We start from the raw sequence: 12,191 nt of genomic DNA, 5'->3' as shown, positions 1-12,191 counted from the left end.
ACTCCCATGTTTGGTTTTTTCAAACGTAAGAAAAAGCACGACTCCCAACAGGAGCCGCAAGAGCAACGCCCGCAGGAACTCAATGATGATGCGCAGCTTGACGAGCCGCCGCAGGAACCGCTAGCCGACGTTGAAAATGGCGCGCCGGTGACAGAGCCTGAGCCCGAGGTTAAGCCAGAGCCGCCTGAGCCTGAGGTCGAGCCCGCGCCAGCGCCTCCTGAGGTTAAGCCAGAGACGTCTGAGCCTGAGGTTGAGCCTGCGCCAGCGCCTCCTGAAGTTAAGCCAGAGCCGTCTGAGCCTGAGGTTGAGCCCACGCCAGCGCCACCTGAAGTTAAGCCGGAACCGCCTGAGCCTGAAGTTGAGCCAGCGCCTGTGCCTCCCGAGGTTAAGCCGGAACCGCCTGAACCCGAAATTAAGCCAGCGCGTGAGCCCGACACTAACCCGGTTCCTGAGCCTGAAGTTGACCCGGAACCGGCTGAGCCTGACGTTCAGCCTGAGATCCAGCCCGAGCAGAAGCCTGCACTTCAAGAAAAGCCTGGCGAGAAGAAGGGCTGGTTTGCGCGGATTAAATCAGGCCTGGGCAAAACGCGCGCTAACTTAACCGATGGCATCGCCGATCTGTTTTTGGGAAAAAAGCAGATTGATGATGAGCTTTTAGAGGATCTGGAAACCCAGCTGCTGATGGCGGATGTGGGGATTGAAGCGACCAGCGAGATTATTGGACGCCTAGAAGCACGCGTCTCGCGTAAAGAGTTGAATAACCCTGAGGCGCTTTATCGTGCTCTTCAAGAAGAGCTTGCTGCCATGCTTGGGCAGGTGGCAACGCCGCTTGATTTGAATAAGCAAACGGACGGCCCCTTTGTGATTTTGGTAGTAGGGGTGAATGGTGTGGGTAAAACCACAACGATCGGCAAGCTGACCCAGCGTTTTCAGCGCGAGGGAAAAAGCGTCATGCTGGCCGCAGGGGATACCTTCCGGGCGGCGGCGGTTGAGCAGCTTAAGGTGTGGGGGGAGCGCAATAGCGTACCGGTCATCGCTCAACATACTGGCGCCGATAGCGCTTCGGTCATTTATGATGCTGTCGCCGCCGCCAAAGCGCGCGGCGTGGATATCCTTATCGCCGATACGGCAGGCCGCTTGCACAACAAAAGCCATCTGATGGAAGAGTTAAAGAAAGTCCATCGTGTGATGCAAAAACTCGATACCACTGCGCCGCATGAAGTGATGCTGGTGCTGGATGCAGGTACGGGGCAAAACGCGATTGCGCAGGCGAGCACATTCAACGAAGCCGTGCCCATCACGGGGATTACGCTAACCAAGCTGGACGGTACGGCCAAAGGGGGAATTATTTTTGCCTTGGCCAAACAGCTTGAGATGCCCATCCGCTTTATCGGCGTAGGCGAAGGGTTGGACGATTTACGCCCCTTCGAGGCAGATGACTTTGTTAGTGCACTGTTTGACCGCCAAGGGGACGATGCCAGCGCATGATCGCTTTTGAGCATGTCGGCAAGCGCTATGGAGGGCGCTTTGAAGCCTTGGCGCATCTGGACTTTCGTGTGGCCCGCGGTGAAATGGTGTTTTTGACCGGCCACTCGGGCGCGGGTAAAAGCTCCTTACTGCGCCTGATTATGCGACTTGAAAAGCCTAGCCGTGGTCGTGTGATCGTGGCGGGGCACGATATTGCCCAGCTTCATGCAAGCCAAGTACCTTTTTATCGGCGCCAGATTGGGGTGGTATTTCAGGATCACCAACTGCTGTTTGATAGAAGCGTGTTTCATAACGTCTCGCTGCCGCTGGATATTCAAGGCATTGAGCCGCGGGAGTCGGCGCGCCGTGTGCGCGCCGCGCTCGATAAAGTGGGGCTTTTACACCGTGAGAAGGCCCTGCCCGTTGAGCTTTCCGGTGGAGAGCAGCAGCGTGTCGGCATTGCCCGAGCGGTGGTTAATAAGCCCGCGCTTCTCCTTGCCGACGAGCCAACCGGTAACCTGGATCCCCAGCTTTCCGCCGATATCATGGCGCTTTTTGAAGACTTCAATCGCATCGGCACCACGGTAATGATCGCAAGTCACGACCTCGCGTTGATTGCTCGCTTGCGCCACCGTATTTTGCGCTTGCGTGATGGGCGCTTAGTGGCTGATGGGGGCGCAGTATGAAACCATCGGCAACACCGCGTCGCGCAAAAGGCGCTGCACCGAAAGCGGGGCGCAAAGTATCTACCCAGCGTCAGGAAACTCCACCTCCCAAGCGGCGCGGAGCCAATTCGCAGCAAACGCGTTTTTCAAGCCGTTTACGTGCCTGGGGGCGCCACCACCGGGCGATGAGTTGGGACAGCTTTTATCGGCTGTTGCGCCACCCCGTCGGCAGTCTGCTGACAATGCTTGCGATTGCCATTGCCCTCGTGCTTCCGGCTGCGCTATGGCTGACGCTGGATAGTGCTCGATTGCTGGATGCCGAGCTGGATGAGAGCGCGACCCTCACGGTGTATTTAGAAACAACCGTTGACCCGGCTCAAGCGGCGCGAATTGATGAAGCGGTAAGCGCTGAGCAGGCGGTGCTAGAGACGCGCTTGATCAGTGCCGAGCAGGGCATGGTCGAGTTTCAGGAGTCGCTGGGGCTGGACGATGCGCTGGCGGGGCTTGATGCTAATCCGCTTCCCGCTAGTATTGTGGTGCGTCCACAAAGTGTGGAGCTGGCATCAATGGAGCAACTGTCTGTTACGTTAGCATCTCTGACAGGCGTTGATGAGGTTCGGGTGGATTTGGCCTGGGTGGAGCGCTTACGCCATTTGGCTGCGCTTGGCCGACGCGTTGCGTTCGCGCTAGGTCTGCTGTTTGGATTAGGGGTGCTCTTGGTGGTCGGTAATACGATTCGTTTGGCCGTTGAAAGCCGACGCCGCGAAATCGAGGTGGTCATGCTGATTGGTGCCACGCACGCTTTTGTACGTCGCCCGTTTTTATACAGCGGGGCGTGGTATGGTCTTGGGGGCGGTGTATTGTCGCTGGGTTTGCTGGGCTTGGGAAATCACTGGCTGTCGCTGCCGGTCGCCGCATTAGCGGCTAGCTATGGTGCAAGCTTCTCATTGCCGCAGCTGGATATCACAGGCTCTACAATTTTGCTATCCTGCAGTACACTATTAGGTTGGTTGGGCGCTTGGCTGGCAGTGACCCGTCATCTTTCCAGTATTCGCCCCCGCTAAGCGTGCATGGCGCTGTCTGCGAACGGTAATAATGTTTTATTACTCTGGCTAGTGCCATCGCAAGTCGTTAGCACCAACGCAATCTGGCGGTTGAGTAGCGCTGGTTGATGAAGTAAATCGATGGCACATTTCGGCAAAACAGGCAGCAGAAACAAGTGAACTTTGCCGCTTAGGCAAGGTCTTAATTGTTAATTGAGGCGTACGGACGTAATTTCAAAGACGTACGTCAATCACGATAGATGATAAGGGAGACCACCTGCACATGAGCACTAGTCTTCTACCGGTGGGACAGCTTTCTCCAGGTCACGACTTGGGCGGCTACATTCGAGCGGTTAACGGCATTTCGGTGCTGAGTGTTGAGGAAGAGCGCGAGCTTGCTTTTCGTCTTTATGATGAAGCTGATCTAGAGGCTGCGCGCCGCTTGGTTCTCTCACACTTACGCTTTGTTGTGCATATTGCTCGCAGTTATTCAGGCTATGGGTTGCCCCAGGCAGACTTGATTCAGGAAGGTAATGTCGGCTTGATGAAAGCCGTAAAGCGTTTTGATCCTAACCAGGGTGTACGCCTGGTATCGTTTGCGGTTCATTGGATCAAGGCTGAGATACACGAATTTGTACTGCGTAACTGGCGGATTGTTAAAATCGCCACGACGAAAGCCCAGCGTAAGCTGTTTTTTAACCTGCGCAGCGCCAAGAAACGCCTTGCCTGGTTGAACAACGATGAAGTGGATGCCATCGCTAAAGACCTCGACGTTAAGCCGGAAGTTGTGCGGGATATGGAAGGTCGCCTTTCCGCTTATGATGCAGGCTATGATGCCTCACCGAGCGATGACGAAGAGAGCACGTATCAGGCGCCCGCTTACTTTTTGGATGACGCCTCTGCTGACCCGGCGACTAAGCTTGAAGACAGTGATTTTGAGGAAGACTCAACGCGGCGTCTGCAGCTTGCTTTAAAAGGTCTGGATGAGCGTTCGCGGGACATTTTGCAGCGCCGCTGGCTGACCGATAACAAAGCAACTCTGCATGATTTGGCTGATGTGTACGGCGTTAGCGCTGAACGCATTCGCCAGCTTGAGAAAAACGCGATGAAAAAGCTGCGCCAAAAAATGGGCGATGCTATCGCGGCGTAAGTCTACGTAGTTAGCTGTTCATAGCCAAAAACCGGCCTCTATCAATTAGAGTGCCGGTTTTTTTATGGCTGTTTTATGCGTATGGAGTGATTTTTAACGCCGTGCTCTGACATATTTCCACAGCCCGCCACCAGGCATTATTAACGCGATAAAGCAGCAGGCTGCTGCTGGCGCTGCAACGTCCAAAAACGAGTCCAACGTCCAGTGATTGAATAAACCATAGAGGTACCACACCTCGTTGGGCCCGCCACCCGCATATTCGTGCTGGGCCATCTCGCGGCCTAAAAAGACGGCCACTATCAAAGAACCCGCCACCCAGCGGCCAACAAATGGCCATAGCAAGCCTTGAAAGATCAGCGCGATAATAGTGTGCTCAAGATGGGTAATATTCAAAAGCGCCTTCCTTTGGCGGGATGGTTGGGGTAAGCATGTTGGTGAGGGGGAGTCAACGTCCCTGTTGACCAGCTTGATGCTGTTAAGCGGGTTGGGGCGCTTCGAGTAGTAGCTGTCTTGAAAGAAGCGTCCACTGATCTTCCCAGTACTCAGTGGGCAGGCGTTTAAAGTCGCTGCGCACGTATTGAGAAATGCGCCCTTCCGCTTGGGCGGCGAGCAGGTTAGCGGCCGCTGAGGCCGGAATGCTGGCGCGGCGTCCTTCGCGCAGTTCGGCCTCACGGATAATCTGCTTGAGCTGTAGCTCCAAACGCTCAAATAGCTGATGAACTCGCTGGCGCAGGCGGGCTGTTTCGCCGGTCAGCACGTCGCCGCCCATCACGCGGGCAAGCCCTGGGTTCTTTTCGGCAAAGCCCAGTAGTAGCGCCAGAATAGTGCCGCAGCGGGGGATGGCGTCGGGTACCTCTTCTAAAATACGTGTTATGCGCGCAAAAATGCTCTCTTCAATAAAATCGATTAAGCCCTCAAACATTCGCGCTTTGCTGGGAAAGTGGCGGTACAGCGCCGCCTCGGAAACGCCGACCTGGCGTGCAAGGGCGGCCGTGGTAATACGCTTTCCACTATCTTCTTCCAGCATTAACGCGAGTGCTTGAAGAATCTGCTCGCGACGGCGAGGTTTACGGTCGTCACTCATGACGTTAGCCCTCCGTTGCAGTTAGCTCGCGTCAGTAATAAGCGTACCTACGCCAGCGTTGGTGAAAATCTCCAACAACACTGCATGAGGAACACGACCGTCGATAATATGCGCACTGTTAACGCCATTTTTAACGGCATCAAGCGCACAGCGTATTTTGGGCAGCATGCCGCCATAAATGGTGCCGTCGGCAATCAGGGTGTCCACTTGAAGCGTGCTTAGCCCGGTTAACACCTCGCCTTCAGCATTCATGAGCCCGGCGACGTTGGTCAGTAGCATTAGCTTTTCAGCGTTTAACGCCTCGGCTAATTTACCCGCCACCAGGTCGGCGTTAATGTTGTAGCTATGGCCTTCATCGTCAACGCCGATGGGCGCGATCACTGGAATGAAGTCGCGGGCAGCGAGCATTTCGATCAGGTCTGTTGAAATGGACTCGACTTCTCCCACATGCCCAATATCGATAATTTCCGGAGCGGTCATTTCGGGACTTTGGTGCTCGACCTTGAGCTGACGAGCACGAATTTGTGCGCCATCCTTCCCCGTTAGGCCTATTGCCTTGCCACCGCTTTGGTTAATCAGGTTGACGATGCTTTTGTTCACCAGTCCGCCCAGCACCATTTCAACCACGTCCATGGTCTGGGAGTCGGTCACGCGCATCCCGTTCACAAAGCGCGATTCGATATTAAGCTTTTCAAGCAGGCTGCCAATTTGTGGGCCGCCGCCATGAACCACCACGGGATTAATGCCAACTTCTTTCATTAGCACGATATCACGTGCGAAAGAGTTGATAAGCGTGTCTTCAGTCATCGCATTGCCGCCGTACTTGACCACAACGGTTTTGCCGGAGAACTGCTGAATATAGGGGAGTGCTTCGGAAAGCACCTCCACAACGACCTGCGGGTCGCGACTGGCTGAATTCATCGTGTTGTCCCTTGCTTGCTGTTTTCTTTTATCCAGATGATACGTGGCTAATGAATATTGTTATCGTGCTGCATATCACGAGTGCGCGGTTAAGCTGGCATCTCGGGAATTTTGAGTGCCGGTGCCACACGAGCTAACGCGTTGACAAAACATTCCCGTATACGCATTAGTGCCACGGCATTTTTCCCTTCAAAGCGCATCACCAAGGCAGGTGTCGTGTTGGATGCGCGACATAAGCCCCAGCCATCGGGGTAATCAACGCGAATGCCATCCAACGTGGTTTTAATACCTTCGCCGAAGTCACCTTCACGGGCAAGTGCCTCGATCAGGCCAAATTTTTCGTCATCACTAACGATTATATTAATTTCTGGCGTGCTTGGATCTTGAGGAAAGCGGTCAAAAAAGGCGTCTGCATCTTCGTTATAAAGCGCTAGAATTTCCAGCAGGCGCGCGGCGGAATAAAGGCCGTCATCAAAACCATACCAGCGCTCTTTGAAGAAAATATGGCCGCTCATTTCCCCGCCCAGCAGAGCGTTGGTTGCCTTCATGCGCGCTTTAATCAGCGAATGGCCGGTACGCCACATTTCTGGCTCGCCGCCCGCTTCGCTAATGACTCGGGCAAGGTTACCCGTACATTTAATATCATAGACCACCCTGGCGCTTGGGTTACGCGAAAGCATGTCGGTCGCAAAGGCCATCAGGAGGTGGTCAGAGTAGATGATGCGGCCGCGCGGTGTAACAACGGCAACTCGGTCGCCATCACCGTCAAAGGCAAGCCCGATATCCGCGCCGGTTGTCTGAACACTCTTGATCAGGTCTTGCAGGTTTTCAGGCTTGCCGGGGTCAGGGTGGTGGTTAGGAAAATGGCCGTCAATCTCACCAAACAAGACCGTTGTTTCAACCCCCAACTGCTTGATTAGCTCGGGTCCTAGCTCACCGGCGACGCCGTTACCGCAGTCTACAACGGCTTTGATAGGACGCTTGACGCTAACATCTTCCAAAATACGGGTAAGGTACGCGTGCCGGATGTCGTATTGATGAACGCTGCCTTGGCCGCTGGTGAGATCATGGGTGTGAATGCGGTCATACAGCGCGGCAATAGCGTCGCCTGATAATGTTTCACCTGCCAGGACAATTTTGAAGCCATTGTAGTCGGGCGGGTTATGGCTGCCGGTCACCATGACGCCTGAGCAGCTCTCAGGCATCACGTGGGTGGCAAAGTAGAGGACAGGCGTGGGCACCATGCCGATATCAATAACGTCGCGCCCAGCGGCTGTTAAGCCTCGAATCAGGGCGGCTTGCAGGCGCTCGCCGGATAAACGACCGTCTCTGGCAACGATGACACACTGCTCACCCCGGGCGGCCGCTTCTGAACCAATCGCACGGCCAATCCACTCTGCGGTGGATTCGCTCAGCGTGTTATCGACAATGCCACGGATATCATAGGCACGAAAAATCGAAGCAGGTACATCCATTGGCTACTCCTGTCAGTGCGTAACGTTCGCCCGAGCCTTGTTAATGACGGACAGTATTAATGCCGCCCCGTATTAATGACGGCCAGTGCTGCCAAATCCGCCGCCGCCTCGGGTGGAGTCGGTAAAGGCATCAACAATAGAGAGCTCTGCTTGCACCACCGGCACGAGAACATACTGGGCTAGCCGCTCAAAGGGCGACAGTGTAAAAGCGCTTTGGCCACGGTTCCACACCGAAATCATCAGCTCACCCTGGTAGTCTGAATCGATTAGACCTACCAGATTGCCCAATACAATGCCGTGTTTATGGCCCAGGCCCGAGCGGGGAAGAATCATGCCAGCAAGGCTTGGGTCTTCAATATAGATGGCAAGACCCGTTCGTACGAGTTGGCATTCGCCAGGATTGAGCGTTAGCGGCTCGTCGAGCAGCGCCCGCAGGTCCATGCCCGCAGAGCCATCAGTGGCGTAGTGCGGCATGTGGTCGTGTAAGCGCTCATCAAGCACTTTGCACTGCAGGCGGGGGCGGGTGGTCATGTAGAACTCCAACATTTAAAAAACGATAGTAAAAAGGATATTGAAAATAGCTTTAAAATCAGGTGCTAAAGACTAGATTATTGATAGCGCCTGACGAACAATGACCTGCGCAAGCTGAGTTTTTGGCTGAGGGGATTCCAAACGCTGCTCGGTGCCTTGCGCTGTGCGCCAGAGCAGCAGCGCGGCATTCTCATTACTGCCAAAGCCCAGGCCCGCTTGAGAAACGTCATTGGCGACAATCATATCAAGCCCCTTGCGCTTAAGCTTATCGTGGGCGTAATGCTCCAGTTGCTGCGTCTCTGCGGCAAACCCTACGACCAAGGGGCGTTGTTCGGTAGGCAGCGCGGCCACATCGGCAATGATGTCAGGATTTTTGATCAGTGTAAGCGTGAGCGTATCGCTATTTTCCTGCTTTTTAAGCTTATGTTCGGCAGGCGATGCCGAGCGATAATCAGCCACTGCCGCGCAGCCAATAAATAACGTCGCCTCGGGCGCCCAGCGCATGGCTTCTTGATGCATTTGCTCGGCCGATTCAACGTCAATGCGCGTGACGCCGTTGGGCGTTGGTAAGGCCACAGGCCCGCTAATCAGAGTAACCGTAGCACCCTGCGCCACCGCAGCCGCCGCCAGGGCGTAACCCATTTTACCCGAGCTGTGATTGGATAGGTAACGCACGGGATCAAGCGCTTCACGGGTAGGGCCTGCGGTAATGACCACATGAGGGGCGTTGCCTGCTTGGGGGGCACCTGAAAAGAGGCGTGCAACAACCTCAAAGATAGCATCAGGCTCGCTCATACGCCCGGGACCTACATCGCCACATGCCTGGTCGCCTGCAGCGGGGCCGATAAGTTGCCAGCCATCAGCGTGCAGTTGCGTTACATTGCGTTGCGTCGCCGGGTGGCGCCACATGGCCTGGTTCATGGCCGGGGCGATCAGCCTGGGGGCTTCACTGGCCAGGCACAGCGTGGTGAGTAAATCATCCGCCATGCCGTGGACCAGTCGAGCCATCAGGTCCGCCGTTGCGGGGGCAATCAGGATAATATCCGCCCAGCGGGCGAGCTCAATATGCCCCATCCCTGCTTCCGCTTCTGGGTCAAGCAGAGATGTGCGCACCGGCTCGCCGGATAACGCCTGCAGTGTCAGTGGCGTAATAAACGCCTGAGCACCACTGGTCATTACCACACGCACTTCACAACCGGCTTGTTTAAGCAGCCGCACGATCAGCGCGCTTTTGTAAGCCGCTATGCCTGCACTAATGCCCAACAGAATGCGTTTACCTGCAAGCGTTGAGAGCGTCGTTGGAGTAACAGAGGCAGAAATAGAAACCATGGTAAAGGGCCCACATGCGCGTTCTTAAAGAGGCTTACCATACCATTCGTCTTGCTAATTTGGCATGTTACTACAAATAATGCGTAAGCTAGGTTTACTGAGCTTTTTGCGTACATGTCTTTGGGGTGGGGAGGTAGGGTGATGGGGATAAATCATTGGCCGGAGGGTGAACGGCCACGTGAAAAGCTATTAACCATGGGCGCGCAGACGCTTTCTGATGCAGAGTTGCTGGCGATTTTCTTGCGAGTGGGCGTGCAGGGGCGCTCGGCGGTTGATTTGGCGCGTGATCTGCTCACGGCATTTGGCGGCCTGCGTCCGCTGTTGGAAGCAGACCAAACAAGCTTTTGCGCGGCACACGGTTTGGGGAGTGCAAAGTTTGCCCAACTGCAGGCCACGCTTGAAATTTCGAAGCGCCATTTAGCCAGTCAATTGGCACGTGGCAACGCGCTGACATCACCTGAACTGGTGCGTCATTACCTGAGCTCTCAACTGCGCCATTTGGGGCATGAGGAGTTCGCGGTAATTTTTTTAGACACGCAGCACCGAATTATTCGCTATGAATCCCTGTTTCGCGGTACCCTAGACAGCGCCTCCGTTTACCCCCGCGAAGTTGCCAAGCGCGCATTAGAACTTAGCGCTGGCGCCGTTATCCTGGCCCACAATCACCCCTCCGGTGTGGCTGAGCCAAGCGATGCTGACCGTCGTATCACCGAACGCTTAAAAGAGGCCCTTGGCCTCTTTGACGTACGCGTCTTGGATCATTTCGTGGTGGGAGATGGAGACGTGGTCTCTTTTGCTGAGCGCGGCTGGCTATAGGCAGTAGATAGAGGGCAGGCATTTAATGTCAGCTGTCTAGGTAAAATACCTAAAAAGTGGCTTTTTTACGCCTTTTTAGACGGTTTTGCTTGCCGGTGGTCCGGTGCTCTGGTATAAAGTGCCACCTTTAAACTTGGGTTGAATAACGGATTTGGGTACAGCTAGACGGTTAACGGCGTCGACTCCCTCTCTTCCGGTTTGCCCGACAGTTTTGAACACTCAGGCTTATATCCTGGCCAAGCGGTTGGAGGCTCTCATGTCCAAAGTATGTCAGGTTACCGGCAAGCGTCCGGTAACTGGTAATAACGTTTCACACTCCCAGCGTAAGACACGTCGTCGTTTCTTGCCGAACCTGCACTCCCATCGTTTTTGGGTTGAAGCCGAAAACCGCTTCGTCAAGCTGCGTGTTTCCTCCAAGGGCATGCGCATCATCGACAAGAAAGGTATCGAGACGGTTCTGGCTGATATCCGTAAGCGCGGCGACGCCATCTAAGACAGCATTTTTGGGAGAGTAAAACCATGCGCGATAAGATCAAACTGGTGTCCAGTGCCGGTACAGGCCACTTCTACACCACTGATAAGAACAAGCGGAACACGCCGGATAAGTTCGAATTCAAGAAATACGACCCGGTTGTCCGTAAGCACGTTATCTACAAGGAAGCCAAGATCAAGTAATCGCGTAAGCGATGATGATCGGCTTCCACTGCAGGCGAGCGCCTGTTGAAAAACCCGGCCCGTGCCGGGTTTTTGCATACATGGGGTTTGCAGATGCAGGCGACTTAATAGTGGCTCCGCATTGCCTGCCTTGTAAGTGTCTATCCTGTCGATATCCCTATCGTTAATCAGGTTCTCTTCATGCCCGAACTGCCCGAAGTCGAAACTACCAAGCGCGGTATTGCTCCCTATTTGGAAGGCCAGGAAATTACCGAGGTGCGTGTTCGCCAGCCGCGCTTGCGTGTTCCGGTGCCTGACGATTTGGCTGAGCGTTTGGTCGGTGCGCGCATCGGCACCCTGACGCGGCGTGCCAAATACCTGCAAATCCCTGTAAAGCAGTCGCCAAACGATGCAACGTTGCTGTGGCACCTGGGAATGTCGGGCAGTTTGCGCATTGCCCAAGTGGGGGATATCCCCAAAAAGCATGATCATGTCGATGTGGTCACCGCAGACGGCTATGTGTTGCGCTATCATGACCCACGTCGCTTTGGTTTTGTGGATTGGCAGTTAGGCGATGGGACGGCAGACCGGCGCCTTGTCCACCTTGGGCCTGAGCCGTTTGATGAGGCCTTTAATGGCCAGTGGCTATATGCGCTTTCGCGTAACAAGCGCGTGGCGGTAAAACCCTTTTTAATGGATAACCGGGTCGTGGTGGGCGCGGGGAATATTTACGCCACTGAAGCGCTGTTCATGGCCGGTATTGACCCACGTCGTGCAGCCGGGCGTATTTCTCTTGCCCGCTATGAGCAGTTGGCGGCGGCTGTGAAAGAAGTATTGGCGGCGGCTATCACTCAAGGTGGTACCACGCTGCGCGATTTTGTGAGCGGCCAGGGTGAGCCTGGTTATTTTGCTCAGCGGTTAAATGTTTATGGGCGCCAGGGGCAACCCTGCTTACGCTGCGGTAGGGAGCTTCGGCGTATTACGCTTGGCCAGCGCGCCAGTGTGTTTTGCCCTGGCTGTCAGCATTGATAGCTGATTACCCTTTTGTTATCTGTT

The 12,191-nt window shown here is 54.9% G+C and carries 14 protein-coding genes; 8 read left to right on the top strand and 6 right to left on the bottom strand.

Annotated features, from left to right (window positions below; all coding sequences use genetic code 11):
- Positions 1–6: 6 nt before the first annotated feature.
- The 4 genes from ftsY to rpoH all read left to right on the top strand — a co-directional run bounded on the left by ftsY (position 7) and on the right by rpoH (position 4,325).
- The gene (gene ftsY / locus ACT3TJ_RS05765; RefSeq protein ID WP_444621785.1) at positions 7–1,488 is read left to right on the top strand and encodes a signal recognition particle-docking protein FtsY; all 1,482 of its coding nucleotides are present in this window, start codon (positions 7–9) and stop codon (positions 1,486–1,488) included.
- Positions 1,485–2,153, top strand: a complete 669-nt coding sequence (gene ftsE / locus ACT3TJ_RS05760; protein WP_444621786.1) for a cell division ATP-binding protein FtsE — start codon at positions 1,485–1,487, stop codon at positions 2,151–2,153. Before ftsY ends, ftsE begins: the two co-directional genes overlap by 4 nt.
- Positions 2,150–3,196 carry a permease-like cell division protein FtsX gene (gene ftsX / locus ACT3TJ_RS05755; protein ID WP_444621787.1) on the top strand — a complete coding sequence of 349 codons (1,047 nt, stop codon included), beginning with the start codon at positions 2,150–2,152 and terminating at the stop codon, positions 3,194–3,196. Before ftsE ends, ftsX begins: the two co-directional genes overlap by 4 nt.
- Positions 3,197–3,458: 262 nt before the next feature.
- Positions 3,459–4,325: an RNA polymerase sigma factor RpoH gene (gene rpoH / locus ACT3TJ_RS05750; protein WP_087110047.1), complete on the top strand. Its 867-nt coding sequence runs from the start codon at positions 3,459–3,461 to the stop codon at positions 4,323–4,325.
- Between the two features lie 93 nt (positions 4,326–4,418).
- Here the strand turns inward: rpoH and ACT3TJ_RS05745 are convergent, their stop codons facing one another.
- From ACT3TJ_RS05745 to coaBC, 6 genes are all read right to left on the bottom strand, one after another.
- Positions 4,419–4,718 carry a hypothetical protein gene (locus ACT3TJ_RS05745; RefSeq protein WP_444621788.1) on the bottom strand — a complete coding sequence of 100 codons (300 nt, stop codon included), beginning with the start codon at positions 4,716–4,718 and terminating at the stop codon, positions 4,419–4,421.
- An 82-nt stretch (positions 4,719–4,800) separates the two neighbouring features.
- Entirely contained in the window at positions 4,801–5,409 is a 609-nt protein-coding gene (gene slmA / locus ACT3TJ_RS05740) for a nucleoid occlusion factor SlmA (RefSeq protein ID WP_087110043.1), read from the bottom strand.
- Positions 5,410–5,430: 21 nt separating this feature from the next.
- Entirely contained in the window at positions 5,431–6,330 is a 900-nt protein-coding gene (gene argB, locus ACT3TJ_RS05735; RefSeq protein ID WP_087110041.1) for an acetylglutamate kinase, read from the bottom strand.
- Positions 6,331–6,419: 89 nt separating this feature from the next.
- Complete coding sequence (locus tag ACT3TJ_RS05730; RefSeq protein ID WP_172118512.1) at positions 6,420–7,805, bottom strand: phosphomannomutase/phosphoglucomutase; 1,386 nt, start codon at positions 7,803–7,805, stop codon at positions 6,420–6,422.
- Between the two features lie 72 nt (positions 7,806–7,877).
- Entirely contained in the window at positions 7,878–8,336 is a 459-nt protein-coding gene (gene dut / locus ACT3TJ_RS05725) for a dUTP diphosphatase (protein WP_087110037.1), read from the bottom strand.
- Between the two features lie 72 nt (positions 8,337–8,408).
- Positions 8,409–9,665, bottom strand: coding sequence for a bifunctional phosphopantothenoylcysteine decarboxylase/phosphopantothenate--cysteine ligase CoaBC (gene coaBC / locus ACT3TJ_RS05720; RefSeq protein ID WP_444621789.1), 1,257 nt, complete (start codon positions 9,663–9,665; stop codon positions 8,409–8,411).
- 141 nt (positions 9,666–9,806) lie between these two features.
- Here coaBC and radC point away from each other — a divergent pair, with 141 nt between their 5' ends.
- The 4 genes from radC (at position 9,807) to mutM (ending at position 12,164) form a co-directional block, all read left to right on the top strand.
- The gene (gene radC / locus ACT3TJ_RS05715) at positions 9,807–10,481 is read left to right on the top strand and encodes a RadC family protein (protein WP_087110033.1); all 675 of its coding nucleotides are present in this window, start codon (positions 9,807–9,809) and stop codon (positions 10,479–10,481) included.
- Between the two features lie 256 nt (positions 10,482–10,737).
- On the top strand, positions 10,738–10,974 hold the full coding sequence (gene rpmB / locus ACT3TJ_RS05710) for a 50S ribosomal protein L28 (protein ID WP_172118508.1): 237 nt from the start codon (positions 10,738–10,740) through the stop codon (positions 10,972–10,974).
- Between the two features lie 26 nt (positions 10,975–11,000).
- Positions 11,001–11,156 (top strand): 50S ribosomal protein L33, encoded by a 156-nt coding sequence (gene rpmG / locus ACT3TJ_RS05705; RefSeq protein WP_009098622.1) that lies wholly within the window; start codon positions 11,001–11,003, stop codon positions 11,154–11,156.
- 180 nt (positions 11,157–11,336) lie between these two features.
- Entirely contained in the window at positions 11,337–12,164 is an 828-nt protein-coding gene (gene mutM / locus ACT3TJ_RS05700; protein ID WP_172118507.1) for a bifunctional DNA-formamidopyrimidine glycosylase/DNA-(apurinic or apyrimidinic site) lyase, read from the top strand.
- The last annotated feature ends 27 nt before the right edge of the window (positions 12,165–12,191 follow it).

Origin of the sequence: Halomonas sp. AOP30-A1-24, from assembly GCF_052378165.1 — a bacterium.
Lineage (GTDB): Bacteria > Pseudomonadota > Gammaproteobacteria > Pseudomonadales > Halomonadaceae > Vreelandella > Vreelandella citrativorans.
The sequence above is the reverse complement of the archived record's forward strand: the minus strand, read 5'-3'. Positions and strand labels throughout refer to the sequence as shown.

Bases quoted from the DNA above. Each gene is read 5' to 3' on its own strand.
- ftsY (WP_444621785.1), top strand. From the start codon at position 7: ATGTTTGGTTTTTTCAAACGTAAGAAAAAGCACGACTCCCAACAGGAG.
- ftsE (WP_444621786.1), top strand. From the start codon at position 1,485: ATGATCGCTTTTGAGCATGTCGGCAAGCGCTATGGAGGGCGCTTTGAA.
- ftsX (WP_444621787.1), top strand. From the start codon at position 2,150: ATGAAACCATCGGCAACACCGCGTCGCGCAAAAGGCGCTGCACCGAAA.
- rpoH (WP_087110047.1), top strand. From the start codon at position 3,459: ATGAGCACTAGTCTTCTACCGGTGGGACAGCTTTCTCCAGGTCACGAC.
- slmA (WP_087110043.1), bottom strand. From the start codon at position 5,409: ATGAGTGACGACCGTAAACCTCGCCGTCGCGAGCAGATTCTTCAAGCA.
- argB (WP_087110041.1), bottom strand. From the start codon at position 6,330: ATGAATTCAGCCAGTCGCGACCCGCAGGTCGTTGTGGAGGTGCTTTCC.
- ACT3TJ_RS05730 (WP_172118512.1), bottom strand. From the start codon at position 7,805: ATGGATGTACCTGCTTCGATTTTTCGTGCCTATGATATCCGTGGCATT.
- dut (WP_087110037.1), bottom strand. From the start codon at position 8,336: ATGACCACCCGCCCCCGCCTGCAGTGCAAAGTGCTTGATGAGCGCTTA.
- coaBC (WP_444621789.1), bottom strand. From the start codon at position 9,665: ATGGTTTCTATTTCTGCCTCTGTTACTCCAACGACGCTCTCAACGCTT.
- radC (WP_087110033.1), top strand. From the start codon at position 9,807: ATGGGGATAAATCATTGGCCGGAGGGTGAACGGCCACGTGAAAAGCTA.
- rpmB (WP_172118508.1), top strand. From the start codon at position 10,738: ATGTCCAAAGTATGTCAGGTTACCGGCAAGCGTCCGGTAACTGGTAAT.
- rpmG (WP_009098622.1), top strand. From the start codon at position 11,001: ATGCGCGATAAGATCAAACTGGTGTCCAGTGCCGGTACAGGCCACTTC.
- mutM (WP_172118507.1), top strand. From the start codon at position 11,337: ATGCCCGAACTGCCCGAAGTCGAAACTACCAAGCGCGGTATTGCTCCC.